Below are 26,496 nucleotides of genomic sequence, written 5' to 3'. Positions count from 1 at the left end.
GGTCCGAACATGCGAAAACGCACATGGCTGGCTTGGCTGGGCGCCGCGCTGCTGGCTCTCCCGGCCCATGCCGGGGAGGTGGTGAAGGTCGGCTCCACGCCGGGCGTCACGTCCGACGCGGTGCAGGCCCTGGTGCCCGAGGCCCGCGCCGCCGGCATCGACCTGCAACTGGTGGAGTTCACCGACTGGACGCTGCCCAACGAGGCGGTGAACAACGGCGACATCGACCTGAACTTCTTCCAGCACCAGGCGTTCCTGAACAACGCCGTCAAGGAGCGCGGCTACCAGCTGGCGTTCGTCGGGCTGGGGCTGCTGCAGAACATCGGCATCTACTCCAACCGCTACCAGCGCCTGGCCGACGTGCCCGAGAAGGCGCGCGTGGCCGTGGCCAACGACCCGGTGAACCAGGGCAGGGGCCTGCTGCTGCTGCAAAAGGCCGGGCTCATCACGCTGCGCAACGGCAGCGCGGTGGGCGCCAGCGTGCACGACGTGGTGGAGAACCCGAAGAAGCTGCGCTTCTTCGAGATCGAGGGGCCGCAACTGATCCGCGCGCTCGACGACCTGGACCTGGTGGTGGTGTGGCCGAGCTATTTCGTCAACGCCGGCAAGAAGGCGCAGGCGAGCCAGGCGCTGCTGTACTCGGGCATTGCCGACACCTTCTACGCCATGGGCTTCGTGGCCCGCAGCGACCGCGCGCAGGAAGCCAGATTGCGCAAGCTGGTGCAGCTGTACCAGAACTCCGAGGCTGTGAAGCAGACCATCAGCCAGGGCTTCGGCCACGACCCGAAGCTCTACACGCTGCCCTGGCAGCAAACCACCAAGGAGCCGTCCCATGGCAAGTGATACGTTGACCGCGCGGCGCATGTTGGCCGGCTGGGGGGGCCTGCCGGGCCGCGTCCAGGCCGCGGGTGCGCGGGGCAGCGCGCCCGCACCCGCTGCCCCGCGCGGCGCGGGCGCGGTGGCGTTCCGCGGCGTGGCCAAGACCTATCGCTCCTCGGCGGGCACGGTGCAGGCGCTGGACGCCATCAGCCTGGAGATCGCGCCGGGCAGCATCTTCGGCATCATCGGGCGCAGCGGCGCGGGCAAGTCCAGCCTGCTGCGCACCATCAACCGGCTGGAGCAGCCCACCAGCGGCCAGGTGCTGGTCGATGGCGTGGACATCGGCACGCTGTCCGAGGCCGGGCTGGTGCAGCTGCGGCGGCGCATCGGCATGATCTTCCAGCACTTCAACCTGCTGTCGGCCAAGACCGTGGCCGAGAACGTGGCGCTGCCGCTGAAGGTGGCCGGCGTGCCAGCGGCGCAGATCGCGGCGCGCGTGCAGGAGCTGCTGCTGCTCGTCGGCCTGCAGGACAAGGCCGGTACCTACCCCAGCCGCCTCTCGGGCGGGCAGAAGCAGCGCGTGGGCATTGCGCGCGCGCTGACCACCGGGCCCGAAATCCTGCTGTGCGACGAAGCCACCTCGGCGCTGGACCCGGAAACCACGCAGTCCATCCTGCAGCTGCTGCGCGACATCAACCGCAAACTGGGCATCACCGTGGTCCTCATCACGCACGAGATGAGCGTGATCCGCGAGATCGCCGACCAGGTGCTGGTGCTGGAGCAGGGCCGCATCGCCGAGCTGGGCGCCGTGTGGCAGGTGTTCGGCAACCCCCGGCACGCGGCCACGCGGGCGCTGCTGGCGCCGCTGCAGCACGGCCTGCCGGACGACCTGCGCCAGCGCCTGCAGGCGCAGCCCCCGTCCGGCGCGCACACGCAGATCCTGCAGCTGGGCTACCGCGGCGAGGACGGGCTGGAGCCCGACCTGCCGCGCATCGCCCAGGCGCTGGGCGCGCGCGTGCGCCTGCTGCACGGCGGCGTGGACCGCATCCAGGGCCATGCCCAGGGCCAGTTGCTGGTGGCGCTCGAAGGCGCTGCCGAGCAGGCCGACTGGACCCCCTTCACCCAGGGCCGCGAGGCCATTGCCCACGAAATCAAGGTACTCGGCTATGTCGCTGAATCTGTCCATTCCCATTGAGCGCTATTGGGGCGCGCTGGCCGACACGCTGACCATGGTCGGCGTCTCCGGCGGCATCGCCTTCGCCGCGGGCGTGCCGCTGGCGGTGCTGCTGATCGTCACCGCGCCCGGGGGCTTCCTGGCGTCGCCGCGCATCCACCGCGCGGTGGGCAGCGTGGTCAACGGCTTTCGCGCCACGCCCTTCATCGTGCTGCTGGTGGCCCTGATTCCGTTCACGCGCATCGTCGCGGGCACCACCATCGGCGTGTGGGCGGCCATCGTGCCGCTGGCCATCAGCGCCACGCCGTTCTTCGCGCGCATCGCCGAGGTGAGCCTGCGCGAGGTCGATGCCGGGCTGATCGAGGCTGCCCAGGCCATGGGCTGCAAGAAGTGGGACATCGTGCGCCACGTCTACCTGCCCGAGGCGCTGCCCGGCATCATCGGCGGCTTCACCATCACGCTGGTGGCGCTCATCAGCTCCTCGGCCATGGCCGGCGCCGTGGGCGCGGGCGGGCTGGGCGACCTGGCCATCCGCTACGGCTACCAGCGCTTCGACACCCAGGTGATGCTGATCGTGATCGCCATGCTCATCGTGCTGGTGACGGTGGTGCAGACCCTCGGCGACCGCTACGTGCACTGGCTGCGCAGCCGCTGAAATGAAGCACCCCCTGAGCCGCTGCGCGGCTTCCCCCTCTCTCTACGCGCTTCGCGCTACGGGAGGGGGACGCAGCCAGCGCGGCGGGGCGGCCCTTGCGCGGCTGCCCGCGCGTGGGCCGCGCCGGTTTCAGGGGCTGCTGATGGTGGGTGGCGCCATGGAAAGCTGAGATGTCCGCTAGAACTCCTTTTTCGATAGCTTCCAGCGCTTGATGGACAAGGGCTGGAGGCCAAAAAAGGCATGAATCACGTGGCGCGCATGCCAGCCGCCACGAACCCTTGAAACCAAACCAGAAGGCACGCAATGACCCCATCGCATGCTGCGGGCGCAGCCCTGCCCGAAGAATCCCGGCTGTTGACACGGCTGCCCCTGCCGCCGCAGCCGCCCCGGCGCATCGCCAGCGAGGCCGAGGCGCTGGAGACGGCGCACCGCCTGGCGGCGCAATTCCGCGCTGGCGCGGCCGCGCGCGACCGCGAGCGGCGCCTGCCGTGGGACGAGATCGAGCAGTACACCGCCAGCGGCCTGGGCGCCATCACCGTGCCCCGGGCCTACGGCGGGCTGGGCGCCTCGTACGAGACGCTGGCGCAGGTGTTCGCCATCCTGTGCGCGGCCGATCCGTCGCTGGGGCAGATTCCGCAGAACCACTTCGCCGTCGTGCAGGCCCTGGCCGACATGGGCAGCGAGGCGCAGAAGCAGCGCTGGTTCGCCGACGTGCTGGCCGGCCACCGCTTCGGCAACGCCGGGCCGGAGCGCAAGGCCCGCGCCGCGCAGGTGCAGCAGGCCACGGTGCGCCTGGCGCGCGCGCCCGGCGGCGGCCTGTGCCTGAGCGGCACGCGCTTTTATTCCACCGGCGCGGCTTTTGCCCACTGGGTGCCGCTGCGCGCCCAGGACGAGGAGGGCAGGGCGGTGCTGGTGCGGGTGCGGCGCGACGCGCCGGGCCTGCGGGTGTACGACGACTGGGACGCCTTCGGCCAGCGCACCACGGCCAGCGGCAGCGTGGTGCTGGAGCGCGTGCCCCTGGGCGAGGACGACGTGGTGCCGGTATGGCGCTTCGCGCACACGCCCACGCTCTCCGGCCCGGTGTCGCAGCTCATCCAGGCTGCCATCGACGCGGGCATCGCCCAGGCGGCGCTGCACGATGCGCTGGACTTCGTGCGCGACAGGAGCCGCCCGTGGACCGATGCGGGCGTGGCCAGCGCCAGCGCCGACCCACACATCGTGCAGGAGGTGGGGCAGTTGCAGATCGCGGTCGACGCGGCCCACGCCGTGCTGCTCGAGACGGCGCGCACGCTCGATGCGCTGGCGCGCCAGCCTGTGGACGCGCAGGCCAGCGCGCGCGCCTCGGTGGCCGTGGCCGAGGCCAAGATCCTCACCACCGAGGCTGCGCTGCAGGCCGGCGAGCAACTGTTCGCCCTGGCCGGCTCGGCCGCCAGCCGCGCCGCGCACCACCTCGACCGCCATTGGCGCAACGCCCGCGTGCATACGCTGCACGACCCCGTGCGCTGGAAATACCACCTGCTGGGCAACTACCTGCTCAACGGCGCGCTGCCCCGGCGCCACCAGTGGAACTAGGAATTCGCATGACAGACACGACGACAGTACCTACGGCGCGTGCCGTGCCCTTAGCCCCGGCTGCGCCGGGGCCGCAGCCCGTGCCGGCTTCGGCGCCGCGGCAGGGCACGCAGGTGATCCGCAGCGCGGAGGAAGCCCTGGAGGCCGCGCGCCGGTTCGCCCAGGAGATTGCCCCGGGCGCCCAGGCGCGCGACCGCGACCGCACCCTGCCGTGGCGGGAGGTGGAGCGCTTCAGCCAGAGCGGCCTGTGGGGCATCACCGTGCCGCGCGAATACGGCGGCGCGGGCGTGTCCACCGGCGTGCTGACGCAGGTCGTCGCGCTGATCGCGGCGGCCGACGGCAACTTCGGCCACATCCCGCAGAACCACTACTACGCGCTGGAAGCGCTGCGCGTGGGCGGCTCCAGCGCGCAGAAGGCGTTCTTCTATGGCCGCGTGCTGCGCGGCGAGCGCCTGGGCAATGCGCTGGCGGAGATCGGGCACAAGGACTTCAAGCGCCGCACGCAGCTGCTGCGCGAGCCCGGCGGCTGGTTCGTGCAGGGGCAGAAGTTCTATTGCACCGGCGCCATCTTCGCGCACTGGATTCCCACGCTGGTGAGCGCGCAGGAGGCGCAGGGAGAGCGCCAGTACCTGGTGTTCGTGCCGCGCAGTGCGCCCGGCGTGACGGTGATTGATGACTGGGACGGCTTCGGCCAGCGCGTGACCGGCAGCGGCTCGGTGCAGTTCGAGCGGGTGCGCGTCGAGCCCGAATGGGTGGTGCCATTCACCGCCTCGTTCGAGCGGCCCACCACCATCGGGCCGTTCGCGCAGATCATCCACGCGGCGCTGGACGCGGGCATCGGCCATGGCGCGCTGCAGGCCGCCCTGCCGTTCATCCGCGAGCACGCGCGGCCCTGGATCGACGCCGGCGTGGACAGCGCCACGCAGGACCCGCTGCTGTTGCAGCAACTGGGCAACGTGCACGTGCGCCTGCGCGCCGCCGACGCGCTGATCGCCCGCGCCGCCCTGGCGGTGGACGCGGCCCAGCGCCTGCCCACCGACGACAGCGTGGCCGCCGCCTCGGTGGCCGTGGCGGGGGCCAAGGCCCTGAGCACCAGCGCCAGCCTGCTGGCGGGCAGCAAGCTGTTCGAGCTGGGCGGCAGCGGCGCCACGCTGGCCGCGCACGGCCTGGACCGCTTCTGGCGCAACGCCCGCGTGCATACGCTGCACGACCCCGTGCGCTGGAAGTACCACGCCGTGGGCAACTACGTGCTCAACGGCGTGCGCCCGCCGCGCCACGGCGCGATCTGATTCCCATCCCCGCTCCAAGAAAGACGACGGCCATGGCCCGCAAGAAGCACATTCACGTCAACGCCTTCAACATGAACTGCGTGGGGCACATCCACCACGGCCTGTGGACGCACCCGCGCGACCAGTCCACGCAGCACGGCACGCTGCAGTACTGGACGAACATCGCGCAGGTGCTGGAGCGCGGCCTGTTCGACGGCATCTTCATCGCCGACGTGATCGGCTATTACGACGTCTACCAGGGCGGCGTGGACCTGACGCTGCGCGAGGCCATCCAGCTGCCGGTGAACAACCCGTGGCTGCTGGTGTCGGCCATGGCGGCGGTGACGCAGCACATCGGCTTCGGCGTCACGGCCACCGTGGGGGCGCACAACCCCTACGCCTTCGCGCGCGACGTGACGACGCTGGACCAGCTCACCCAGGGGCGCATCGGCTGGAACATCGTCACCGGCTACGTGGACAGCGGCGCGCGCGGCCTGGGCCAGGACGGCCTGGCCGAGCACGACAGCCGCTATGACCGTGCCGACGATTTCCTGGCGCTGTCGTACAAGCTGTGGGAGGGAAGCTGGGAGGACGGTGCCGTCATTGCCGACAAGGCGCGGCGCATCCACGCGCTGCCCGGGAAGGTGCACCCGGTGGTGCACGAGGGGCCGTTCTACCGCGCCAACGCCATCCACATGAGCGCGCCGTCGCCCCAGCGCACGCCGGTGCTGTTCCAGGCCGGCACGTCGGCGCGCGGGTTGCGCTTTGCCGGCCAGCATGCCGAGGGCGTCTTCATCGGCGCGCGCACGCCCGAGGCCGCGCGTGAGGCCTCGCGCCAGTTGCGCCAGGCGGCGGTGGATGCGGGCCGGCAGCCCGACGACATCAAGATCTACGTCGGCGTGGCCGTGGTGCCCGGCCGCACCGAGGCCGAGGCGCACGAAAAATACGCCGAGTACCAGGCCCACGCGAGCGCCGAGGGCGGCCTGGCGCATTTCGCCGCCAGCACCGGGGTGGATTTCGCGCGCTACGGGCTCGACGAACCGATTGCCTTCGGCCAGAGCAATGCCATCCAGTCGGCGGCCGCGGCGGTCCGGCAACAGGGCTGGACCACCCGGCGCAAGCTGCTGGAACAGTTCACGCTGGGCAGCCGCTACACCACCATCGTCGGCGATGCGGCGCAGGTGGCCGATGAACTCGAGCGCTGGGTGGACGTGGGCGAGATCGACGGCTTCAACCTCACGCGCCTCGTCGTGCCCGAAACCTGGGAGGACTTCGCCACGCTGGTCGTGCCGGAGCTGCAGAACCGGGGGCGCTACCGCACCGGCTACGAGGGCGGCACGCTGCGCCAGCAGCTCTTTGGCGCTGGCGACCGCCTGCCGCAGCGCCACCCGGCGGCGCGCTGGCGGCGTTGACGTCTTGCGCTGATTAGCAGGAAAAATGGCCGCCAGCCCTTTGCTGGCAAGCGCTGGCAGCTATCGAGAAGAGAGCGCCAGTGCGGCGGGGCGGGTCAGTTGCCCAGCCCCATGGGCGGGGTGCTGCCTTCCTGGTAGCCGAGCGCGGTGGAGATTTCCCGCGCCGTGGCCTGCAGCTTGGGCAGCCAGCCTTCGTCCAGCCGGTCGGCGGGGGCGGAGATCGACAGCCCCGCCACCAGCTTGCCCTGGTCGTCGAACACGCCGGCGGCCATGCAGCGCACGCCGAGTTCCAGCTCCTCGTTGTCGCGCGCCATGCCGTACTGGCGCGCCTTGGCCAGTTCGCGCTCCAGCACGGGCAGCTGGGTGATGCTGTTGTGCGTATGGCCGGGCAGGCCGGTGCGCGTGGCGTAGGCGCGCACGCGCTGCGGGTCTTCCACGGCCAGGAACAGCTTGCCCGTGGAGGTGAGGTGCAGCGGCGCGCGGCCGCCGATGGCGCGCACCACCTGCATGCCCGAGCGCTCGCTGTAGGCGCGCTCCACGTAGACGATCTCGTCACCCTGGCGCACGCTGAGGTTCACGGGCTGCTGGATCTGCTTGTGCAGGTTGCGCATCGGCGTCAGGGCCGCGTCGCGCACCGACAGGCGTGCCTTGACCAGGTTGCCTAGCTCCAGCAGGCGCATGCCCAGGCGGTAGCTGCCCGACTCGGGCCGGTCCACGAAGCGGCCGATGGCCAGGTCGTTGAGGATGCGGTGCGCCGTGGAGGGATGCAGGCCCGTGCGTTCGCTGATTTCCTTGAGCGAAATCGCTTCTTCGCGCGAGGCCAGGACATCGATCAGCGTGAACATGCGTTCCAGAACCTGGACGCTGGGCTGGGTGGGGATGTCAGGGTCGCTTTTTCGCATGGAGGCAATGCAAGGCGCAAAAGCGAAATTTTACCCTATGAAATGTCTTCGCGCTGGGCGCGTTCCACCCGTTGCCACAACCCGTCGCTACGCACCTCGTGCGGCAGGAAGCGGGCCTTGTAGCGCATCTTCGGGCTCTGCGCGATCCAGTAGCCCAGGTAGGCATGGGGCAGGCCGAGCTGGCGCGCCTGCTCGATCTGCCACAGCACGTTGAAGGTGCCGTAGCTGGCCTTGTCCTCGGGCTCGTAGAAGGTGTAGACGGCGGAGATGCCGTCATCGAGCACGTCGAGGATGGACACCATCTTCAGCGCGCCGGGGCCGTCGCCCGTGCCGGGCTCGCGGAATTCCACCAGGCGCGAGTTCACGCGGCTTTGCAGCAGGAACTGGGTGTACTGGTCGATGCTGTCGTGGTCCATGCCGCCGCCAGCGTGGCGGCTCTGCTGGTAGCGCAGGTAGAGCTGGTAGTGCTCGGGCAGGTAGCACAGGCGCAGCACGCGCGCCTGCAGGTGCGCATGGCGCGCCCAGGCGCGGCGCTGGCTGCGGTCGGGGGTGAATTCATGCGCCAGCACGCGCAGCGGGGTGCAGGCCTTGCAGCCGTCGCAGTAGGGGCGGTAGGTGAACATGCCGCTGCGCCGGAAGCCCTGGGCCACCAGGTCGGAGTAGACGCTGGACTGGATCAGGTGGCTGGGCGTGGCCACCTGCGAGCGCGCCTGGCGGTCCGGCAAATAGCTGCAGGGGTAGGCCGCGGTGGCGTAGAACTGCAGCGTTTGCAGCGGAAGATCGTTGAGTTGCGTCATGCCGTGGGTGCCATGGCTTGGGCGGGGGGCAAAAGCGCGTCCCAGTATACGGGGTCGAAGGCCCAGCCAGGGCAGGGCGCGTGCTGCGTGCGCGCGATGGTGCGCAGGAATTGCGCGCGCGGGATCTCGCGTGCGCCCAGCGAGGCCAGGTGGCGGGTGTTCTGCTGGCAGTCGATCAGTTCGACGCCATGGCGCAGGCACAGGCACACCAGGGCCGACAGCGCGATCTTCGAGGCATCGGTCGCGTGGGCGAACATCGACTCGCCGAACACCGCGCGCCCCAGCGCGATGAAGTACAGCCCGCCGACGAGCTGGCCATCGACCCAGGTCTCGACGCTGTGCGCGTGGCCGGCGGCGTGGAATGCCTCGTACGCGGCGACCATGCGCGGCAGGATCCAGGTGCCGTCCTGTCCCTCGCGGGGCGTGGATGCGCAGGCGCGGACCACGGCGCCGAAGTCATGGTCCACGCGCACCGCGCAGCGCGGATCGGCGCGGAATTTCTTCAACGTGCGGCGCAGCGACTGGTGCAACCGGAATTGCGCCGGGGGCAGCACCATGCGCGGGTCGGGCGACCACCACAGGATGGGCTGTCCCTCGTTGAACCAGGGAAAGATGCCGCGCCCGTAGGCCGTGCGCAGGTGCGCCGTGTCGAGCGCACCGCCCGCGGCGAGCAGGCCGGGAACCGGGTCTTTGGGGCCCCACGCCTGCTCGGGGTCCGGAAAGGCGTCGCGGGGTTCGAGCCAGGGCAGGGGAGTCGGCATGCGGCAGGCGGTGGGCAAAGGCAAGGCGCCATTGTCGCGCAGGCCCGCTGTGTGTCCGGACGGGCGCGCCGGGCAAAAAAAAGCCCAGTGCGAACACCGGGCTTGGAAGGGATCCTTGAAACGGGGGTTTCGAGAGGATCCAAGGAGACAACTGGGGCCCAGAAACGAGAGGCTCAGGGCAATGGTTCGATTATCAGGGTAATCCCTGTGGGTTGCCTAGAGTGTGCACTCCAGACAACACACTGATTAACGCTTGCGGGGCGTTGCAGCCTTGGTGGCGGTGTTGGCCACGGCGTTGAAGTTGGCTTCGGCCACGTCGGAAGCCTGCTTCACGGCCTTTTGCACCGACTCGAAGGCGTTGGTGGCGGCCGACACGGCGCTCTTCATCACGGCGACGGCGGTTTCCGAGCCGGCGGGTGCGTTCTTGGCGGCGTTGTCCACCAGGGTGGCGAAGCTTTGCTGGGCTTCGGCCGTCTTGGATTCCAGGGCCTTGCCGAATTCGGCGCCGGTGCCGGCGGCGATGTCGTACAGGTGGCGGCTGTAGGCGGCGGTCTTCTCGGCCAGGGGCTGGAACATGTTGGCTTGCAGTGCCAGCAGTTCCTGCACGTCCTTCACGCTCAGCACGGCCTGGGCGTGGTTGGCGGCTTCGTTCAGGGCGGCGCGCGAGGCGGTGACGTTCAGCTCGACGAGCTTCTCGACGCCTTCAAAGGCCTTGCTGGTCAGGCCGAACAGGGTTTCGACGTTGGCTTTGTGGGAGGCCAGGATTTGCTCTGCGGTCAGCGACATGGAATATCTCCAAAAGAAAGGGGGTGAACCCGGGTGGTTTCAAGAGATCTGCGCTGACATGGAGCCCTTGACCCATGTTGCAGTGCAGCATGGGTTGAATTGTAGCGGTGTGCGCGGGAAATGCAATATCCATGCTGCGGTGCAGCAAATATTAGATGCGCATATCAAAAAACGGTATTTGTCGCGGTGGCGTCATGGCGCGCCGCCCCGGCCTGGCGGTGCCGGCCTGCACTGGCACAATCGTTTGCCATGACCACTGCAACCCCTATTGCCGCGCCGCGCCGTGCGCCCGAGCCCCGCAGCGCCTTCCGGGCCTTCAAGGCCATTGGCACCCGCTGGATGGACAACGACCTCTATGGCCATGTGAACAACGTCGTTTATTACAGCTGGTTCGATACGGCGGTGAACGCCCACCTGATCGAGCAGGGTGCGCTCGACATCCACGGCGGGCAGACCATCGGGCTGGTGATCGAGACGCAGTGCAACTATTTCGCACCCCTGGCCTTCCCGCAGGCGGTGGATGCAGGCATCCGCGTGGCGCATGTCGGCACCTCCAGCGTGCGCTACGAACTGGGGCTGTTCGCCGCCGACGAGCCGCTGAGCGCAGCGTCCGGGCATTTCGTGCATGTGTACGTGGACCGTGCCACGCGCCGGCCGGTGCCGTTGCCGCAGCGCCTGCGCGAGGTGCTGCAGGCGCTGCGGCCCTGAGCCATTTCCTCTGGGCACGCCGTTGCGGGGGGATGGCCTACACTGTCCCTTCGCCTGCGCGGGGACCGCGCCGAGCCCTCTTTTGACGCCATGATCATTACCAGCCTGCTCGACACCGACCTGTACAAATTCACGATGATGCAGGTGGTGCTGCACCAGTTTCCGGGCGCCCAGGTCGAATACCGCTTCCGCTGCCGCAATGCCGGCGTCGCGCTGGCGCCTCTGGTGAGTGAAATCCGGGATGAGATCCGCGCGCTGTGCAGCCTGCGTTTCCAGGATGCCGAGCTGGCCTATCTGCGCTCGCTGCGTTTCATCAAAAGCGATTTCGTCGATTTTCTCGGGCTGTTCAAGCTGGGCGAAAAATATGTCCAGGTCACGCCTTTGCCCTCCGGCGAGATCGACATCACCATCCAGGGGCCGTGGCTGCACACCATCCTGTTCGAGATTCCGGTGCTGGCCATCGTCAACGAGGTGTATTTCCGCAATACGCAGAAAGTGCCCGATTTTCCCGAGGGCCGCCGCCGGCTCGACGCGAAGATCGGCCAGCTTCAGGAGCCCGGCCTGGCGGAACTGAAGATTGCCGACTACGGCACGCGCCGGCGCTTTTCGCGGGCCTGGCATGAAGAGGTGCTGCGCGTGCTGTGCGCGCGCCTGGGCACGGGCACGCATGGCCAGTTCGCGGGCACCAGCAACGTGCTGTACGCCATGAAGCTGGGCCTGACGCCGCTGGGCACCATGGCGCATGAGTACCTGCAGGCCTGCCAGGCGCTGGGCCCCCGGCTGCGCGACAGCCAGGTCTTCGGCTTCGAGGTCTGGGCCAAGGAGTACCGGGGCGACCTGGGCATCGCCCTGTCGGACGTGTACGGCATGAGCGCCTTCCTGCGCGACTTCGACCTGTACTTCTGCAAGCTGTTCGACGGCGCGCGCCATGACAGCGGCGACCCGTTCGCCTGGGGCGAGCGCCTGCTGCAGCACTACCGCGACAACCGCGTCGATCCGCTGACCAAGACGCTGATCTTCAGCGACGCGCTCACGGTGCCGCGCACCATCGAGCTGTTCCGGCGCTTCCATGGCCGCTGCCAGCTGGCCTTCGGCATCGGCACCAACCTGACCAACGATCTGGGCTACGAGCCGCTGCAGGTCGTCATCAAGATGACGCGCTGCAACGGCCAGCCCGTGGCCAAGCTGTCGGATACCCCAGGCAAGGGCATGTGCGACGATGAAAAATACCTGGCCTACCTGCGCCAGGTGTTCGACATCCCCAGCGCGACTTGACAACCTCAAGGAGACTTCTCATGACGTATTGGCGCTGGCTGGCCGCGGCCGCCTGCTGCATGGCACCGGCCTGGGCGGGGGCCGCCGAACTGGATGGCGGCGCGCTGTCGCTGCTGTGGGGCGTGCCCTTCGCGGGCATCCTGCTGTCCATCGCGCTCATGCCGCTGCTGGCCCCGGTGTTCTGGCACCACCATTTCGGCAAGGTGGCCGCTGCCTGGGCGCTGGCCTTCCTGCTGCCGTTCGCGGCGGTGTTCGGGCCGGCCGCGGCGGGCGTGAACCTGGTGCATGCGCTGCTGGCCGAGTACGTGCCTTTCGTCATCCTGCTGGCGGCGCTGTTCGCCGTGGCGGGCGGCATCTACATCCGGGGCAACCTGCATGGCACACCGGCGCTGAACACGGGCATCCTGGCCCTGGGGGCGGTGCTGGCCAGCTTCATGGGCACCACGGGCGCGTCCATGCTGCTGATCCGGCCGCTGATCCGCGCCAACGACCACCGCAAGCACATCGCCCACGTGGTGGTGTTCTTCATCTTCATCGTGTCCAACGCCGGGGGCTCGCTCACGCCGCTGGGCGATCCGCCGCTGTTCCTGGGCTTCCTCAAGGGCGTGGACTTTTTCTGGACCCTGCAGCATGTGTTTCCCGAGACGCTGTTCCTGGTGGGGGTGCTGCTGGCGCTGTTCTACGCCCTGGACAGCTGGTTCTTCCGCCAGCGCGACGAACTGCGCCGCGTCGATCCCACGCCCGATACCAAGGGCTTCGGCTTCGACGGCAAGGTCAACTTCGCGCTGCTGGGCGTGGTGGTGGCGCTGGTGCTGCTCAGCGGCTTCTGGAAGCCGGGTATCGCGTTCGACGTGGCGGGGACCGAGGTCGGCCTGCCCGGCCTGGTGCGCGACGCGGGGCTGATCCTGGTCACCCTGGCGTCCCTGGCGCTCACGCCCAAGGCGGTGCACGCGGCCAACCAGTTCAACTGGGGGCCGATGCAGGAAGTGGCCAAGCTGTTCGCCGGCATTTTCCTGACCATCATCCCGGTCATCGCCATGCTCAAGGCCGGCACCGAGGGTCCGTTCGGCGCCATCATCCGCGCCGTGACGCGCCCCGATGGTTCGCCCGACCCCGCCATGTACTTCTGGGCCACGGGCGTGCTCTCCTCCTTCCTCGACAACGCGCCCACCTACCTGGTGTTCTTCAACACGGCCGGAGGCGATGCTGCCACGCTGATGGCGCAGATGGCGCCCACGCTGGCCGCCATCTCGGCCGGGGCCGTGTTCATGGGCGCCAACACCTACATCGGCAACGCGCCGAACCTGATGGTCAAGGCCATCGCTGAGGACCGGGGCGTGAAGATGCCCAGCTTCTTCGGCTACATGCTGTGGTCTGGCGCCATCCTGGTGCCGTTGTTCATCGTGATGACGGTCATTTTTTTCCGCTGAATGCACGAGGAGGGTGGCATGGACAAACCCCGCATCCTGGTGGCGCAGGCCATCTTTCCCGAGACCTTGGAGCGCCTGGCGCAGCATTTCGAGGTGCAGGCCAACCAGGACGATGCGCGCTGGAGCCCGGCCGAGCTGACCGAGCGGCTCGCGGGCATGGACGGCGCGCTCACCACCGGGGCGCAGCGCATCGACGCGGCGCTGCTCGCCGCCTGCCCGCGCCTGCGCGTGGTGGCCAACATGGCCGTGGGCTACAACAATTTCGACGTGGCCGCGATGACGGCGGCCGGCGTGCAGGGCACCAACACGCCCGACGTGCTGACCGACACCACGGCCGACTTCGGCTTCGCGCTGCTCATGGCGGCGGCGCGCCGCATCACCGAGGGCGAGCGCTACCTGCGCGCGGGCCAGTGGAAGGACTGGCGCTACGACCTGCTGGCCGGCTCCGAGGTGCACGGCAGCACGCTGGGCATCATCGGCATGGGGCGCATCGGCCAGGGCATCGCGCGCCGCGCCGCGCACGGTTTCGGCATGGAGGTGCTGTACCACAACCGCACGCGCCTGCCGCCCGCGCTGGAGGCCGAGTGCAAGGCGCGCCACGTGGGCAAGGACGTGCTGCTGGCCAACGCCGACCACGTGGTGCTGGTGCTGCCCTATACCCCGGGCAACCACCACACCATCGGCGCGCAGGAGCTGGCCCGGATGAAGCCCACCGCCACGCTGGTGAACATCGCGCGCGGCGGCATCGTGGACGACGCAGCGCTGGCCGCCGCGCTGCGCGAAGGGCGCCTGGCCGCTGCGGGGCTGGACGTGTTCGAGGGCGAGCCCGCCGTTCACCCCGACCTGCTCGCGCTGCCCAACGTGGTGCTGACGCCCCACATCGCCAGTGCCACCGTGGCCACGCGCCGCGCCATGGCCAACCTGGCGGCCGACAACCTGATCGCCTTCTTCGACGGACGTGGCCCGCTGACTCCGGTGAACCAGCTCGTGTGCCCCGTTTGAGAATTTGCATGAAAACAGGCTCTAGGCCTTGTCCAACAAGCGCTGGAAGCTATTGAAATGAGAGTGAATCCGCCATGATGCCGTTTTCCATGGCCCTCGGGGTCGCGGCGCTGTGCGCGGCCGTGGCGCTGCTGCTGGGCTGGCTGGCCGGTGCGGCGCGTGCGCGCGGCGCGGCCGAGGCCGCCGCGGCCCAGGCACAGGCGCAGCGCGAGGCCGGCATGGCCCAGCAGGCGCAGGCTGGCGCGCAACTGGCGGCGGCCCAGGAGCGTGTGCGCGGGCTGGAGGCCGAGCGCCTGGCCCTGCTGGCCGAACTGCAGCAGGACCGGGGCGCACTGCAGATGGCGCAGGAGCATGCCAGCCAGTTGCAGACCCAGCTGGCTGCCCAGGCCACGCAGCTGGAGGCCGAGCGCCGCGCCGCGCACGACAAGCTGGCGCTGCTCACCGAGGCGCGCGAAGCCCTCACGCACCAGTTCAAGAGCCTGGCCAGCGACATCCTGGAAGAAAAAAGCCGCCGCTTCGCCGAGCAGAACCAGCAGAGCCTGGGCCAGCTGCTCGACCCGCTGCGCTCGCGCCTGGCCGACTTCCAGGGGCGCGTGGAGCAGTTCTACGACGCCGAGGGCAAGCAGCGCTCGGCCCTGGCGCAGCAGGTGCACCAGCTGCTGCAGCTCAACCAGACCCTGAGCGAGGACGCCCGGAACCTGACCCAGGCGCTCAAGGGTTCCACCAAGGCCCAGGGCAACTGGGGCGAACTGATCCTGGAGCGGGTGCTGGAGTCGGCCGGCCTGCGCAAGGGCTTCGAGTACGACGTGCAGGAAAACCACCTGCGCGCCGACGGCTCGCGCGCCCAGCCCGACGTGGTGATCCACCTGCCCGAAGACCGCCACCTTGTCATCGACGCCAAGGCCTCGCTGCTGGCCTACGAGGAATGGGCCCATGCCGACGACGAAGCCGTGCGCGCCGGCGCGCAGCGCCGCCACCTCGACTCGGTGCGCCAGCACATCAAGGGCCTGGCCGAGCGCAACTACCAGCAGCTCTACGCGCTGCAGTCGCTCGACTTCGTGCTCATGTTCGTGCCCATCGAGCCGGCCTTCATGCTCGCCGTGACGGCGGACAACCAGCTCTACAGCGACGCCTGGAACCGCAACGTGCTGCTCGTCAGCCCGTCCACGCTGCTGTTCGTGCTGCGCACCGTGGCGCACCTGTGGCGCCAGGAGGCGCAGACGCGCAACGCCCAGGAAATCGCCCAGCGCGGCGCCGACCTCTACGACCACCTCACGGCCTTCGTCGAGGAACTGGAAAAGGTGGGCAAGAGCCTGGGGCAGGCGCAGGACGCCTACCACAAGGCCTTCAACAAGCTCAGCAAGAACCGCGGCAACGTGATCCGCCGCGCCGAGATGCTCAAGGAGCTGGGCATCAAGCCCGCCAAGGCCCTGCCGCCGGCCCTGGTGGAGGCCGCGCGCGGCGAGGACGCGGACTGAGCGCGCTTACAGCGCGTAGAACTGCTGGATGGTGGCCCAGGCGTCCTGCGGGTCGTCGGTGATGTGGAACAGCCCCAGGTCCTCGGGGGCGATGGTGCCTTCCTCCACCAGCACGTCGAAGTTGAGGAAGCGGCTCCAGAACGCCTTGCCGAACAGCACGATGGGCACCGGCTTGGCCTTGCGCGTCTGCACCAGGGTCAGCACCTCGAACAGCTCGTCCAGCGTGCCGAATCCGCCGGGAAAAGCCACCAGTGCCTTCGCGCGGATCATGAAATGCATCTTGCGCAGCGCGAAGTAGTGGAACTTGAAGCTCAGCGACGGCGTGATGTACGGGTTGCCGTGCTGCTCGTGCGGCAGCACGATGTTCAGCCCGATGGTGGGCTGGCCCGCGTCGTGCGCGCCCCGGTTGGCCGCCTCCATGATGCCCGGGCCGCCGCCGGTGCAGACGTAGATGCGGTCCTCGGGTGGCTGGTGCTGGCTGTGCTCGGCCACCAAGCGCGCGAACTGGCGCGCCTGTTCGTAGTACGCCGCGTTGCGCAGCGCGCGCCGGGCCAGCGCGATGCGCTGGGCGTCGCCGCTGGCTTCGGCCTCGGCCACCTGGCGCGTGGCCTCTTCGTGCGAGACGAAGCGCGCGCTGCCGTACACCACCACGGTGTTCTCGATGCCCTGGGCCGACTGCTCCAGGTCGGGCTTGAGCATTTCCAGCTGAAAGCGGATGCCGCGCGTTTCGCGGCGGAACAGGAACTCCGGGTCGGCAAAGGCCAGGCGGTTGGAGTCCGGTTGCAAAGGGTTGCCGTTGTGGGCCTGGGTGTGCAGTTCTTCCCAGGCGTCAGCCAGGCGGCGTTCGTTGAGGCGGGTATTCGCTTGCATAGGGCGGTGATTGTGGCGCGGTTTGCCGGCCTGCGCGGGAAGCGGCGGTAGCGCGCAAGGAAATCGGCCACCCGGGTGGAAACGGATGCTTTTCGGCTTTGCACCCTTGCCAGGCAAGCGCCGGCCGCTCACATTTTCTTCAAGCCACGAGCTTGTGCACCAGGTCCGCCGCGGTGGATGCGCCGTATTTGCGCATGAGCCGCGCGCGGTAGATCTCCACCGTGCGGTGGCTGATGTTGAGGATCTTGCCGATCTCCTTCGAGGTCAGGCCCTCCAGCAGCCGCGCCGCCACCTCGCGCTCGCGGCCCGTGAGGTCGGCCTTCACGGGCCGCTGGGCGCTCAGGTCCTCGAAGCTCCAGATGCCGGCGGCGTGCGGGTCCTCGCGGTGCAGCGAGCGCCCGGTGACGTGGCACCAGAACAGCTCGCCGTTGGCGCGCTTCATGATGCGGTTGTCGCTGTAGTAGCCCTTGGCGTTGAGGATGGGGGCCATGTGCGCGCCCAGGCGCTCGTATTCGTCGGCGCTGGGGTACAGGATCTGGAACGACTGCCCCACCATCAGTTCGCGCGAGGCGCCGAACATGTCGCAGACATGGCGGTTGCAGTCCACCATGGCACGGTTGCGTGATAACACCAAGCCCACCGGGGCCAGCTCGAAGGCCAGTTGGTAATCTGTCTCCATGGTGTAATTCTTTACGAGAAACTACTTATTCGCATACGTAGTATCGTAGCGCATACCTTTTATCCCACCCCTATGAGGAGACATTCGTGAACAAGCTCTATCCCAGTGCAGCCGCTGCGCTCGAGGGCGTGGTTGCCGATGGCCAGTTGCTGGCCGTGGGCGGCTTCGGCCTGTGCGGCATTCCCGAGGCGCTGATCGATGCCTTGCGCGACAGCGGCGTGAAGAACCTGACCGTGGTGTCGAACAACGCCGGTGTGGACGGCTTCGGCCTGGGCAAGCTGCTGGAGACGCGCCAGATCAAGAAGATGATTTCGTCCTACGTGGGCGAGAACAAGGAATTCGAGCGCCAGTACCTGGCGGGCGAGCTGGAGCTGGAGTTCACGCCCCAGGGCACGCTGGCCGAGAAGCTGCGCGCGGGCGGCGCGGGCATTCCGGCGTTCTTCACCAAGACCGGCGTGGGCACCATCGTGGCCGAGGGCAAGGAACTGCGCGAGTTCGACGGCGAGACCTACGTGATGGAGCGCTCGCTGGTGCCCGAGGTGTCGCTGGTGAAGGCCGACGTGGCCGACAAGTCGGGCAACCTGCGCTTCAACCTGACGGCGCGCAACTTCAACCCGGCCGCCGCCACGGCGGGCAAGGTCTGCATCGTGGAGGTGGAGAAGATCGTCGAGGTGGGCGAGCTGGCGCCCGACGACATCCACCTGCCCGGCATCTACGTGCACCGCATCGTGCACAACCCGAACCCCGAGAAGCGCATCGAGAAGCGCACCATCACTGAAAAGCAAGGAGCCTGAACCATGCCCTGGACGCAAGACCAAATGGCCGCGCGCGCGGCGCAAGAGCTGGAAGACGGCTTCTACGTGAACCTGGGGATTGGCATTCCCACGCTGGTGGCCAACCACACGGGCGACAAGGAGGTGTGGCTGCAGTCCGAGAACGGCATGCTGGGCATCGGCCCGTTCCCGACGGAGGAGCAGGTGGACGCCGACCTGATCAACGCCGGCAAGCAGACCGTGACCACGATTCCCGGCTCGGCCATCTTCGGCAGCGACCAGTCGTTCGCCATGATCCGCGGCGGCAAGATCAACCTGTCGATCCTCGGCGCCATGCAGGTGAGCGAGAAGGGCGACCTGGCCAACTGGATGATCCCCGGCAAGATGGTCAAGGGCATGGGCGGCGCCATGGACCTGGTGGCGGGCGTCAAGCGCGTGATCGTGCTCATGGAGCACGTGGCCAAGAAGAAGGACGGCACCACCGACCTGAAGATCCTGCCCGCCTGCACGCTGCCGCTGACCGGCGTGGGCGTGGTCAACCGCATCATCACCGACCTGGGTGTGATGGACGTGACGCCCCAGGGCCTGAAACTGGTGGAGCTCGCGCCTGGCGTGACGTTCGAGGAAATCCAGTCCAAGACCGGCGTGCCGCTGCTGCAGTGAGGCCGTGAACGGCACGCGCACTCCGGTGGGCGTGCCGCTGACGTGCGGCGCTTCGAAAAAAGGAGCTGCCAGCGCTTGATATTGCTGGGTTTCAGTATGAAAACTATCTGAAACCGGGAATAGGCAAGCGCTGGCAGCTCCTTTTTTTGATGGCTGGACTGCGGGATGCGACCCCCTGGTTTCGTTTATGCTTTTGCCGGCACGGCCCATCCGGGCGGTACAGACACAAGGGAATACATCATGGGTCTCATCCAGGCAGCGGTTGGTTCCATTGGCGGCGCGCTGGCCGACCAGTGGAAGGATTTCTTGACGGTGCCGGACGGCCTGCCGTCCACGGCGGCGCTGTTCGCGGCCGTGCCGCGCGGCACCAACGCCGGGCGCGGCTCCAACACCCGGGGCTCCACCAACATCATCACCAACGGCTCCAAGATCGTGGTGCCCGAGGGCTATGGCCTGCTGCTGTTCCAGGACGGGGCCATCACCGGCTTCGCCTCCGAGCCGGGCGGCTACGAGTGGAACTCGAACGACATCAATTCACAGTCCATCTTCACCGGCGGCGGCTTCGTCGATTCGCTCGTCAAGCAGAGCTGGGAGCGCTTCAAGTTCGGCGGCCAGCCGGGTTCGCAGCAGACGGCGTTCTTCGTGTCGCTGAAAGAGCTGCCGGACAACCGCTTCGGCACGCAGTCCGAGATCTACTGGGACGACGGCTTCCTGAACACGCAGGTGGGCGCCATCACGCGCGGCAGCTACACGCTCAAGATCGTCGATCCGATCCTGTTCGTGAAGAACTTCGTGCCCGCCGCGTACCTGCAGCCCGGCCAGGTGTTCGACTTCACCGACCTCGACAACGCGGCGGCCAGCCAGTTGTTCAACGAGGTGGTGGGCTCGCTCGCGCCCGCGTTCAGCCTGTACACCAACGACCCGGCCAAGGGCAACCGCATCACCAAGATCCAGCAGGACGCGGTGGGCTTCGCGCAGAGCCTGTCCGCCGTGGTCGAGAACGCCTACCAGTGGCGCTCGGACCGCGGCCTGGTCATCGCCAAGACAGCCATCGTCTCCATCGAGTACGACGCCACTACCCGCGAACTGCTCAAGACCGTGCAGCGCGCCGACGCGCTCTCCGGCGCGCGCGGCAATTCCAACCTGCAGGCCTCGGTGGCGGCGGGCATCCAGTCCGCCGGGCAGAACGCCGGGGTGGGCGGGCTCATGGGCATGGGCATCGCCACCGGCGGCCTGGGCGGGCTGGCGGGTTTGCAGCAGCCCGTGGCGCCCGCGCCCGCACCGGCTGCGGCGGCACCGGCGGCGGACGACCCCATCGCCAAGCTGACCAAGGCCAAGCAGATGCTTGACGCGGGCCTGATCACGCAGGCCGACTACGACGCGGTCAAGGCCAAGGCGCTGGGGCTGTGACCACCAAGCCGCCGCTACCCACCGGCCCGGGCTCGCCGCAGGACGTACCACCCGCGCCGGGCCAGTTTCCGATCGACCCGGCCACGCTGCCCGGGCCGATCCGCGACGAGCTGCAGGCGCCCGATCCGGTTGCCATTGACACTGCGTCCAAGGAGCTCAAGGACGGCCTCAACCACTGCCCCAAGTGCGGCTCCACCGAGATCCGCCAGCGCGCGGGCACCGACCAGCTCATCTGCCTGTTCTGCCGCCACCAGTGGACGGCGGCGCGCGTGGAAGAGGAGTTCGGCCTGGGCGAAGGCATCGGCGAGCTGAAAGGCACGCAGATCGCCTCCGGCGCCCAGGACATCAGCGCCGACGCGGCCAGCCTGCGCACCTTCAAGTGCAGCGGCTGCGGCGCCGAGGTGGTGGTCAACACCGAGAACGCGATGACCGCGCGCTGCCACTGGTGCCGCCACGTGCTGGGCGTGAACGAGCAGATCGACAACGGTGCCGTGCCCGACGCGGTGCTGCCCTTCCACATCCAGAAGGACGATGCGGTGGCGCGCATCCGCCAGTTCGTGGGCAAGCGCCAGATGTTCGCGCTCAAGGCGTTCAAGGAAGAGTTCGCGCCCGAGAACGTGCTCGGCGTGTACCTGCCCTACATGGTGGTGGACGCCAACGCCAGCGCCGACGTGGCCGGCTACGGCGAGGTGGAGACGCGCCGCTACACGCGTGGCGAGGGCAAGGACCAGAAGACCTACTACGACGCCGACGTGTACCAGGTACGGCGGCACGTGGATTTCACGGTGGACGACCTGACCATGGAATCCAACGCCGCGCGCGGCAACCTCGACACCCAGGCCAACACCAACAACGTCATCAACGCCATCCTGCCGTTCGACACCAAGAACGCGGTGAAATGGAACGCCTCCTACCTCATGGGCTACAGCTCCGAGAAGCGCGACCGCGACGTGGAGCAGCTGCGCCCGCGCCTGGAGGACCAGCTGCTCTCCATCGCCCGCGCGCAGGTGCAGTCCGCGGTGCGCGGCTACGACCGGGGTGTGCGCTGGGAGCAGGAGCACCTCGACGTGCATGGCACGCGCTGGGTGGCGATGTACTTGCCGGTGTGGCTGTACTCGTACCAGCAGGGCGGCAAAGGCGGCATGCTGCACTACATCGCGGTGAACGGCCGTACCGGTAAGACCATGGGCAGCGTGCCGGTGCAGCAGTGGAAGCTGATCACCGCCGCGCTCACCGTCGGCACTATCGTCGAGGGCCTGGCCCTCTGGTTCATAGGACGCTGAGCATGGACAACGACAGCACACTCCTCTTGCTCGCGATGGGCCCGGCCAGCGCCGCCGGGCTGTACTGGATGCTGTACCGCTACTACCGCAACACCGACAAGTCGCACGCCTTCGAGCGTGAAACCGCGATCACGGCCCAGCCGGTATCGGGCATGCAGGCCGATGTGAAGGTGAGCGAAGTGCGTGGCACGCAGGCCACCGCGATCAGCGGCAACAACGTGGGCGACTACCGCAGGCGCGTCAAGCGGGTGTAGCGCTGGGTTACCAGAACTTCCACCACGGGTTCTCGCGCGCCTTGAAGCCGCCCTTGACGTAGCTGCTCTCGGGGTACGAGGTGTTCATCACGCGCGTGGCGTCGTCGCGCAGCTGGGTCATGCCCAGCGCGTCGTAGGAGCGGATCAGGATGTACAGCGCCTCTTCCGTGGCAGGCACGTTCTGGTAGTCGCTGATGGCCTGCTGCGCGCGGCCCACCGCGGCCACGTAGGCGCCGCGCTCGTAGTAGTAGCGCGCCACGTGCACCTCGTACTGGGCCAGCGCATTGACGATGTAGGTCATGCGCTGGCGCGCGTCGGGCGCGTAGCGGGAGTCGGGAAAGCGCGTTGTCAGCTCGCGGAACGACTCGAACGAGTCCTTGGCCGCCTTCTGGTCGCGCTCGGACAGGTCCTGGCGCGACAGCCACGAGAACATGCCCAGGTTGTCGTTGAAGTTCACCAGGCCGCGCAGGTACAGCGCGTAGTCGGCAGCGGGGCTGGCGGGGTGCAGCTTCAGGAAACGGTCCAGCGTGGCGATGGCCTGGGCCTTTTCGCCGCTCTTGAACTGCGAGTACGCCTTGTCGAGCTGCGCCTGTTGCGCCAGCGGCGTGCCTGCGGCGCGGCCTTCGAGCTTCTCCAGCAGCGGCACGGCCTTGTCGTAGGCGCCGCCGGTCATCTCTTCGCGGGCTTCGGAATAGATCCTGTCGGGGCTCCAGTTTGCCGTCTTGTCCTCGCTGGTGCTGGAGCAGCCGGCGATCAGGCCGGCGGCCAGCAGGGCCGAAAGAAGGGGCAGGGGAGCACGCAGCATGGCAGGAGGGCTTTCCGGTGGATGAACGAGGCGGCCTGCGGGCAGGCGAAACGGCCATTGTACCGGCCTGCCACGAGGGCTTGCCGCTGGCCCGGGCCGGGCGGACAGGGCGGGTTTCTACAATGGCGGGATGTTTGTCCATCTGCGCCTGCACACCGAATTTTCCGTCGTCGACGGCACCACCCGCATCGACGAACTGGCCAAGGCCGCCGCCGCCGACCGCCAGCCCGCCATGGCGGTCACCGACCTCAACAACCTGTTCGGCGCCATCAAGTTCTACAAGGAAAACCGCGGCAAGGGCGTCAAGCCCGTGCTGGGCGCCGAGATCTTCCTCGAAGACCCGGCCGGCGGTGGCGGCGCGCCCTCGCGCCTGCTGCTGCTGGTGCAGGGCAAGCAGGGCTACCTGAACCTCTCCGAACTGCTGGCGCGCGCCTGGACGCGCAACGTGGTCAAGAACCTGGCCGTCTGCACCTGGGCCTGGCTGGAGGAGCTGGGCGAGGGCCTGATCGCCCTGTCCGGCGCGCAGGCTGGCCCGGTGGGGCAGGCGCTGCTGCGCGGCGACGAAGCCGGCGCGGCCGCGCTGGCGCTGCGCCTGGCGGGGCTGTTCCCGCACCGCTTCTACATCGAGCTGCAGCGCGCCGGGCGCCCCGACGACGAGGCCCACGTGGCGGCGGCCGTACCGCTGGCGGCGCGCCTGCAGTTGCCGGTGGTGGCCACGCACCCGATCCAGTTCCTGGCCGAGGACGAATACGAGGCCCACGAGGCGCGCGTGTGCATCGCCGAGGGCGAGATCCTGGCCAACCCGCGCCGCGTGCGCCGCTTCACGCGCGAGCAGTATTTCAAGACCACGGCGCAGATGCAGGCGCTGTTCGCCGACCTGCCGTCGGCGCTGGAAAACACCGTGGAGATCGCGCGGCGCTGCAGCCTCACGCTGGTGCTGGGCAAGCCGCAGCTGCCGGACTTCCCCACGCCCAACGGCATGCCGATCGAGGAGTATTTCCGCTACGCCTCGCACGAGGGCCTGAACGAGCGCCTGCTGCACCTGTATCCCAACGAGGCGGAGCGCGAGAAGCAGCGCCCGCGCTATGTGGACCGGCTGGAGTTCGAGCTGGGCACCATCCTGAAGATGGGCTTTCCGGGCTACTTCCTCATCGTGGGCGACTTCATCCAGTGGGCCAAGGCCAACGGCTGCCCCGTGGGGCCGGGCCGGGGCTCGGGGGCTGGCTCGCTCGTGGCCTACGCGCTCAAGATCACCGACCTCGATCCGCTGCAGTACAACCTGCTGTTCGAGCGCTTCCTGAACCCGGAACGGGTGTCGATGCCCGACTTCGACATCGACTTCTGCCAGGCCAACCGCGACCGCGTGATCGACTACGTGAAGGAAAAGTACGGCAAGGACGCCGTGAGCCAGATCGCCACCTTCGGCACCATGGCGGCCAAGGCCGCCATCCGCGACGTGGGCCGCGTGATGGACATGAGCTATACGTTCTGCGACGGCATCTCCAAACTGGTGCCCGGCAAGCCCGGCCAGACCTACACGCTGGCCTACCCGCCCGAGCCGAAGAAGGACGGCGACAAGAACAACTACGCGCTGGAGCTGGAGCCCATGCTCTACGAGCGCGTGCGCAAGGAAGAGGACGTGCGCACCATCATCGAGATGGCGCAAAGGCTCGAAGGCATGACGCGCAACATCGGCATGCACGCCGGGGGCGTGCTGATCGCGCCGGGCAAGCTCACGGATTTTTGCCCGCTGTACCAGCAGCCCGGCAGCGAATCGGCGGTGAGCCAGTACGACAAGGACGACGTGGAGGCCATCGGCCTGGTGAAGTTCGACTTCCTGGGCCTGGCCACGCTGACCATCCTGGAGATCGCGCGCGAATTCATCATGAAGCGCCACAAGGGCCAGGAGAACTTCGCCTACGAGAACATTCCGCTGGACGACGGGCCCACCTACCGCCTGTTCTCCGAGGGACGCACCGAGGCCGTGTTCCAGTTTGAAAGCCGCGGCATGCAGGGCATGCTGAAAGAGGCCAAGCCCAGCCGCCTGGAAGACCTGATCGCCCTGAACGCGCTGTACCGCCCGGGGCCGATGGACCTGATCCCCAGCTTCGTGAACCGCAAGCACGGCAAGGAGGTGGTGGAGTACCCGCACCCGCTGGTCGAGCCGGTGCTGGCCGAGACCTACGGCATCATGGTGTACCAGGAGCAGGTGATGCAGACCGCGCAGGTGCTGGGCGGCTACTCGCTCGGCGGCGCCGACATGCTGCGCCGCGCCATGGGCAAGAAGAAGGCCGAGGAAATGGCCGAACACCGCGCCATCTTCCGCAAGGGCGCGGCCGAGAAGGGCATAGCCCAGGACAAGGCCGACGAAGTGTTCGACCTGATGGAGAAGTTCGCGGGCTACGGCTTCAACAAGTCGCACGCCGCCGCCTACTCGCTGCTGGCCTACCACACCGGATGGCTCAAGGTGCACTACACCGCCGAGTTCTTCTGCGCCAACATGACGGTGGAAATGGACGACACCGACAAGCTCAAGGTGCTCTATGAAGATGCGCTGCGCGAGGGCCTGTCGTTCGAGCCGCCCGACGTGAACCGCGGCGTGTACCGCTTCGAGCCGGTGACCGACAAGGTGATCCGCTACGGCCTGGGCGCCGTCAAGGGCACGGGGCAGCAGGCCATCGAGGCCATCGTCGCGGCGCGCGAAGGGCAGGGCGTGGGGCCGCAGGGCGGCACGCGCGGCCCGTTCAAGAGCCTGTTCGACTTCTGCGTGCGCGTGGACCGCCAGCGCATCAACAAGCGCACCGTGGAGGCGCTCATCAAGGCCGGCGCGTTCGACGCCCTGCACCTGAACCGCGCCGAGCTGGTGGCGTCGATCGACCGCGCCTTCGACTTCGCCAGCGCCCAGATCGCCAACGCCAACCAGGGCGGCCTGTTCGACATGATGGGCGAGGACGCCCACGGCTCCAGCACGCAGGAGCCGGATCTGGTGGACGCGCTGCCCTGGGGCATCAAGGAGCGGCTGATGCAGGAAAAGACGGCCATCGGCTTCTACCTCTCGGGCCACCTGTTCGACGAGGTCGAGGGCGAGGTGCGCCGCTTCGTGCGCACGCGCATCAGCGAGCTGCAGGACAGCCGCGAGCCGCAGCTGCTCTCGGGCATCATCAGCGACCTGCGCGTCATCAACGGCCAGCGCGGGCGGCTGGCGCTGTTCAGGCTTGACGACAAGTCGCGCGCCATCGAGGCCTCGGTGGACGAGGCGCTGCTGAACCAGCACCGCGACCTGCTCAAGGACGACGAATTCGTGGTCATCAGCGGCCGCCTGCAGCTCGACCACTTCAGCGGCGGCCTGCGCGTGAAGGCGCAGCAGGTGTGGAGCCTGGCGGCGGCGCGCTGCAAGTTCGGCCGCTACCTGCACGTGCGCATGGGCGACAAGGCGCCCGACGTGGCGCGGCTGCTGCGCGAGTTCCCGCCGCAGAGCGAGGCCACGGAGCACGGCGAGCTGCAGCATGGCCTGCGCATCCGCCTGGGCCTGCGCTGCGCCGCCCCCCAGGGCGCGGCCGAGGCCGAGCTGCAACTGGGCGAGGGCAGCCGCTTCTACCCCAGCGACGCCGCGCTTGCCGCCTGGACGGCCCAGGCCGGCGCGGGCAGCGCCAGCGTGGTGTACGACTAGAATCACTCATCTTTTAATAGCTGCTTGCGCTCTCTGGATAAGCGTTTGAG

At 68.4% G+C, this 26,496-nt stretch carries 24 protein-coding genes; 17 read left to right on the top strand and 7 right to left on the bottom strand.

What is annotated here, in order from left to right; all coding sequences use genetic code 11:
* The first annotated feature begins 9 nt into the window (after positions 1 to 9).
* From YS110_04585 to YS110_04560, 6 genes are all read left to right on the top strand, one after another.
* Positions 10 to 843 (top strand): MetQ/NlpA family ABC transporter substrate-binding protein, encoded by an 834-nt coding sequence (locus tag YS110_04585; GenBank protein ID UJB64091.1) that lies wholly within the window; start codon positions 10 to 12, stop codon positions 841 to 843.
* Positions 833 to 2,014 carry an ATP-binding cassette domain-containing protein gene (locus YS110_04580; protein ID UJB64090.1) on the top strand — a complete coding sequence of 394 codons (1,182 nt, stop codon included), beginning with the start codon at positions 833 to 835 and terminating at the stop codon, positions 2,012 to 2,014. The genes YS110_04585 and YS110_04580 overlap by 11 nt, the downstream gene beginning before the upstream one ends.
* Positions 1,986 to 2,648 (top strand): ABC transporter permease, encoded by a 663-nt coding sequence (locus YS110_04575; protein ID UJB64089.1) that lies wholly within the window; start codon positions 1,986 to 1,988, stop codon positions 2,646 to 2,648. The genes YS110_04580 and YS110_04575 overlap by 29 nt, the downstream gene beginning before the upstream one ends.
* A 303-nt stretch (positions 2,649 to 2,951) precedes the next feature.
* Complete coding sequence (locus YS110_04570; protein ID UJB64088.1) at positions 2,952 to 4,220, top strand: SfnB family sulfur acquisition oxidoreductase; 1,269 nt, start codon at positions 2,952 to 2,954, stop codon at positions 4,218 to 4,220.
* Positions 4,221 to 4,228: 8 nt separating this feature from the next.
* The gene (locus YS110_04565; GenBank protein UJB64087.1) at positions 4,229 to 5,509 is read left to right on the top strand and encodes an SfnB family sulfur acquisition oxidoreductase; all 1,281 of its coding nucleotides are present in this window, start codon (positions 4,229 to 4,231) and stop codon (positions 5,507 to 5,509) included.
* A 32-nt stretch (positions 5,510 to 5,541) separates the two neighbouring features.
* Positions 5,542 to 6,900, top strand: a complete 1,359-nt coding sequence (locus tag YS110_04560) for an LLM class flavin-dependent oxidoreductase (GenBank protein UJB64086.1) — start codon at positions 5,542 to 5,544, stop codon at positions 6,898 to 6,900.
* A 95-nt stretch (positions 6,901 to 6,995) separates the two neighbouring features.
* Here the strand turns inward: YS110_04560 and YS110_04555 are convergent, their stop codons facing one another.
* From YS110_04555 to YS110_04540, 4 genes are all read right to left on the bottom strand, one after another.
* Positions 6,996 to 7,802, bottom strand: coding sequence for an IclR family transcriptional regulator (locus YS110_04555; GenBank protein UJB64085.1), 807 nt, complete (start codon positions 7,800 to 7,802; stop codon positions 6,996 to 6,998).
* A gap of 35 nt (positions 7,803 to 7,837) precedes the next feature.
* Positions 7,838 to 8,599, bottom strand: a complete 762-nt coding sequence (locus YS110_04550; GenBank protein UJB64084.1) for an arginyltransferase — start codon at positions 8,597 to 8,599, stop codon at positions 7,838 to 7,840.
* Positions 8,596 to 9,360 (bottom strand): leucyl/phenylalanyl-tRNA--protein transferase, encoded by a 765-nt coding sequence (locus YS110_04545; GenBank protein ID UJB64083.1) that lies wholly within the window; start codon positions 9,358 to 9,360, stop codon positions 8,596 to 8,598. The genes YS110_04550 and YS110_04545 overlap by 4 nt, the downstream gene beginning before the upstream one ends.
* A 246-nt stretch (positions 9,361 to 9,606) precedes the next feature.
* The gene (locus YS110_04540) at positions 9,607 to 10,146 is read right to left on the bottom strand and encodes a phasin family protein (protein UJB64082.1); all 540 of its coding nucleotides are present in this window, start codon (positions 10,144 to 10,146) and stop codon (positions 9,607 to 9,609) included.
* A 249-nt stretch (positions 10,147 to 10,395) separates the two neighbouring features.
* Here YS110_04540 and YS110_04535 point away from each other — a divergent pair, with 249 nt between their 5' ends.
* The 5 genes from YS110_04535 (at position 10,396) to rmuC (ending at position 16,039) form a co-directional block, all read left to right on the top strand.
* The gene (locus YS110_04535; protein ID UJB64081.1) at positions 10,396 to 10,854 is read left to right on the top strand and encodes an acyl-CoA thioesterase; all 459 of its coding nucleotides are present in this window, start codon (positions 10,396 to 10,398) and stop codon (positions 10,852 to 10,854) included.
* A gap of 90 nt (positions 10,855 to 10,944) precedes the next feature.
* Positions 10,945 to 12,129: a nicotinate phosphoribosyltransferase gene (gene pncB / locus YS110_04530; GenBank protein UJB64080.1), complete on the top strand. Its 1,185-nt coding sequence runs from the start codon at positions 10,945 to 10,947 to the stop codon at positions 12,127 to 12,129.
* A 20-nt stretch (positions 12,130 to 12,149) separates the two neighbouring features.
* Complete coding sequence (locus YS110_04525) at positions 12,150 to 13,559, top strand: sodium:proton antiporter (GenBank protein UJB64079.1); 1,410 nt, start codon at positions 12,150 to 12,152, stop codon at positions 13,557 to 13,559.
* A gap of 18 nt (positions 13,560 to 13,577) precedes the next feature.
* On the top strand, positions 13,578 to 14,561 hold the full coding sequence (locus YS110_04520) for a D-glycerate dehydrogenase (protein UJB64078.1): 984 nt from the start codon (positions 13,578 to 13,580) through the stop codon (positions 14,559 to 14,561).
* 89 nt (positions 14,562 to 14,650) lie between these two features.
* Positions 14,651 to 16,039 carry a DNA recombination protein RmuC gene (gene rmuC, locus YS110_04515; GenBank protein ID UJB67346.1) on the top strand — a complete coding sequence of 463 codons (1,389 nt, stop codon included), beginning with the start codon at positions 14,651 to 14,653 and terminating at the stop codon, positions 16,037 to 16,039.
* 6 nt (positions 16,040 to 16,045) lie between these two features.
* Here the strand turns inward: rmuC and YS110_04510 are convergent, their stop codons facing one another.
* Together YS110_04510 and YS110_04505 are read right to left on the bottom strand one after the other, a co-directional pair.
* A complete protein-coding gene (locus YS110_04510) occupies positions 16,046 to 16,909 on the bottom strand; it encodes a TIGR00730 family Rossman fold protein (GenBank protein ID UJB64077.1) in 864 nt (287 codons plus the stop codon).
* 139 nt (positions 16,910 to 17,048) lie between these two features.
* Positions 17,049 to 17,588: a PAS and helix-turn-helix domain-containing protein gene (locus YS110_04505; protein UJB64076.1), complete on the bottom strand. Its 540-nt coding sequence runs from the start codon at positions 17,586 to 17,588 to the stop codon at positions 17,049 to 17,051.
* Between the two features lie 86 nt (positions 17,589 to 17,674).
* Here YS110_04505 and YS110_04500 point away from each other — a divergent pair, with 86 nt between their 5' ends.
* The 5 genes from YS110_04500 (at position 17,675) to YS110_04480 (ending at position 21,971) form a co-directional block, all read left to right on the top strand.
* The gene (locus tag YS110_04500; GenBank protein UJB64075.1) at positions 17,675 to 18,382 is read left to right on the top strand and encodes a CoA transferase subunit A; all 708 of its coding nucleotides are present in this window, start codon (positions 17,675 to 17,677) and stop codon (positions 18,380 to 18,382) included.
* A 3-nt stretch (positions 18,383 to 18,385) separates the two neighbouring features.
* Complete coding sequence (locus YS110_04495; GenBank protein UJB64074.1) at positions 18,386 to 19,024, top strand: CoA transferase subunit B; 639 nt, start codon at positions 18,386 to 18,388, stop codon at positions 19,022 to 19,024.
* 240 nt (positions 19,025 to 19,264) lie between these two features.
* Positions 19,265 to 20,434, top strand: coding sequence for an SPFH domain-containing protein (locus tag YS110_04490; GenBank protein UJB64073.1), 1,170 nt, complete (start codon positions 19,265 to 19,267; stop codon positions 20,432 to 20,434).
* Entirely contained in the window at positions 20,431 to 21,717 is a 1,287-nt protein-coding gene (locus tag YS110_04485; GenBank protein ID UJB64072.1) for a TFIIB-type zinc ribbon-containing protein, read from the top strand. The genes YS110_04490 and YS110_04485 overlap by 4 nt, the downstream gene beginning before the upstream one ends.
* Before the next feature lie 2 nt (positions 21,718 to 21,719).
* Entirely contained in the window at positions 21,720 to 21,971 is a 252-nt protein-coding gene (locus tag YS110_04480; GenBank protein ID UJB64071.1) for a hypothetical protein, read from the top strand.
* Positions 21,972 to 21,978: 7 nt separating this feature from the next.
* Here YS110_04480 and YS110_04475 read toward each other — a convergent pair whose 3' ends face one another.
* On the bottom strand, positions 21,979 to 22,776 hold the full coding sequence (locus YS110_04475) for an outer membrane protein assembly factor BamD (GenBank protein UJB64070.1): 798 nt from the start codon (positions 22,774 to 22,776) through the stop codon (positions 21,979 to 21,981).
* 130 nt (positions 22,777 to 22,906) lie between these two features.
* Between YS110_04475 and dnaE the strand changes: the two genes are divergently transcribed.
* A complete protein-coding gene (dnaE, locus tag YS110_04470) occupies positions 22,907 to 26,446 on the top strand; it encodes a DNA polymerase III subunit alpha (GenBank protein ID UJB64069.1) in 3,540 nt (1,179 codons plus the stop codon).
* Positions 26,447 to 26,496: the final 50 nt, after the last annotated feature.

This window comes from Acidovorax sp. YS12 (assembly GCA_021496925.1).
Classification (GTDB): domain Bacteria; phylum Pseudomonadota; class Gammaproteobacteria; order Burkholderiales; family Burkholderiaceae_C; genus Paenacidovorax.
Note: the sequence above shows the minus strand (reverse complement) of the source record. Positions and strands in the feature narration are given on the sequence as shown.

Bases quoted from the DNA above. Each gene is read 5' to 3' on its own strand.
- YS110_04525 (UJB64079.1), top strand. From the start codon at position 12,150: ATGACGTATTGGCGCTGGCTGGCCGCGGCCGCCTGCTGCATGGCACCG.
- YS110_04475 (UJB64070.1), bottom strand. From the start codon at position 22,776: ATGCTGCGTGCTCCCCTGCCCCTTCTTTCGGCCCTGCTGGCCGCCGGC.
- YS110_04585 (UJB64091.1), top strand. From the start codon at position 10: ATGCGAAAACGCACATGGCTGGCTTGGCTGGGCGCCGCGCTGCTGGCT.
- YS110_04545 (UJB64083.1), bottom strand. From the start codon at position 9,360: ATGCCGACTCCCCTGCCCTGGCTCGAACCCCGCGACGCCTTTCCGGAC.
- YS110_04540 (UJB64082.1), bottom strand. From the start codon at position 10,146: ATGTCGCTGACCGCAGAGCAAATCCTGGCCTCCCACAAAGCCAACGTC.
- YS110_04560 (UJB64086.1), top strand. From the start codon at position 5,542: ATGGCCCGCAAGAAGCACATTCACGTCAACGCCTTCAACATGAACTGC.
- YS110_04555 (UJB64085.1), bottom strand. From the start codon at position 7,802: ATGCGAAAAAGCGACCCTGACATCCCCACCCAGCCCAGCGTCCAGGTT.
- YS110_04550 (UJB64084.1), bottom strand. From the start codon at position 8,599: ATGACGCAACTCAACGATCTTCCGCTGCAAACGCTGCAGTTCTACGCC.
- dnaE (UJB64069.1), top strand. From the start codon at position 22,907: ATGTTTGTCCATCTGCGCCTGCACACCGAATTTTCCGTCGTCGACGGC.
- pncB (UJB64080.1), top strand. From the start codon at position 10,945: ATGATCATTACCAGCCTGCTCGACACCGACCTGTACAAATTCACGATG.
- YS110_04575 (UJB64089.1), top strand. From the start codon at position 1,986: ATGTCGCTGAATCTGTCCATTCCCATTGAGCGCTATTGGGGCGCGCTG.
- YS110_04570 (UJB64088.1), top strand. From the start codon at position 2,952: ATGACCCCATCGCATGCTGCGGGCGCAGCCCTGCCCGAAGAATCCCGG.
- YS110_04490 (UJB64073.1), top strand. From the start codon at position 19,265: ATGGGTCTCATCCAGGCAGCGGTTGGTTCCATTGGCGGCGCGCTGGCC.
- YS110_04580 (UJB64090.1), top strand. From the start codon at position 833: ATGGCAAGTGATACGTTGACCGCGCGGCGCATGTTGGCCGGCTGGGGG.
- YS110_04510 (UJB64077.1), bottom strand. From the start codon at position 16,909: ATGCAAGCGAATACCCGCCTCAACGAACGCCGCCTGGCTGACGCCTGG.
- YS110_04535 (UJB64081.1), top strand. From the start codon at position 10,396: ATGACCACTGCAACCCCTATTGCCGCGCCGCGCCGTGCGCCCGAGCCC.
- YS110_04505 (UJB64076.1), bottom strand. From the start codon at position 17,588: ATGGAGACAGATTACCAACTGGCCTTCGAGCTGGCCCCGGTGGGCTTG.
- YS110_04480 (UJB64071.1), top strand. From the start codon at position 21,720: ATGGACAACGACAGCACACTCCTCTTGCTCGCGATGGGCCCGGCCAGC.
- YS110_04495 (UJB64074.1), top strand. From the start codon at position 18,386: ATGCCCTGGACGCAAGACCAAATGGCCGCGCGCGCGGCGCAAGAGCTG.
- YS110_04565 (UJB64087.1), top strand. From the start codon at position 4,229: ATGACAGACACGACGACAGTACCTACGGCGCGTGCCGTGCCCTTAGCC.
- rmuC (UJB67346.1), top strand. From the start codon at position 14,651: ATGGCCCTCGGGGTCGCGGCGCTGTGCGCGGCCGTGGCGCTGCTGCTG.
- YS110_04520 (UJB64078.1), top strand. From the start codon at position 13,578: ATGGACAAACCCCGCATCCTGGTGGCGCAGGCCATCTTTCCCGAGACC.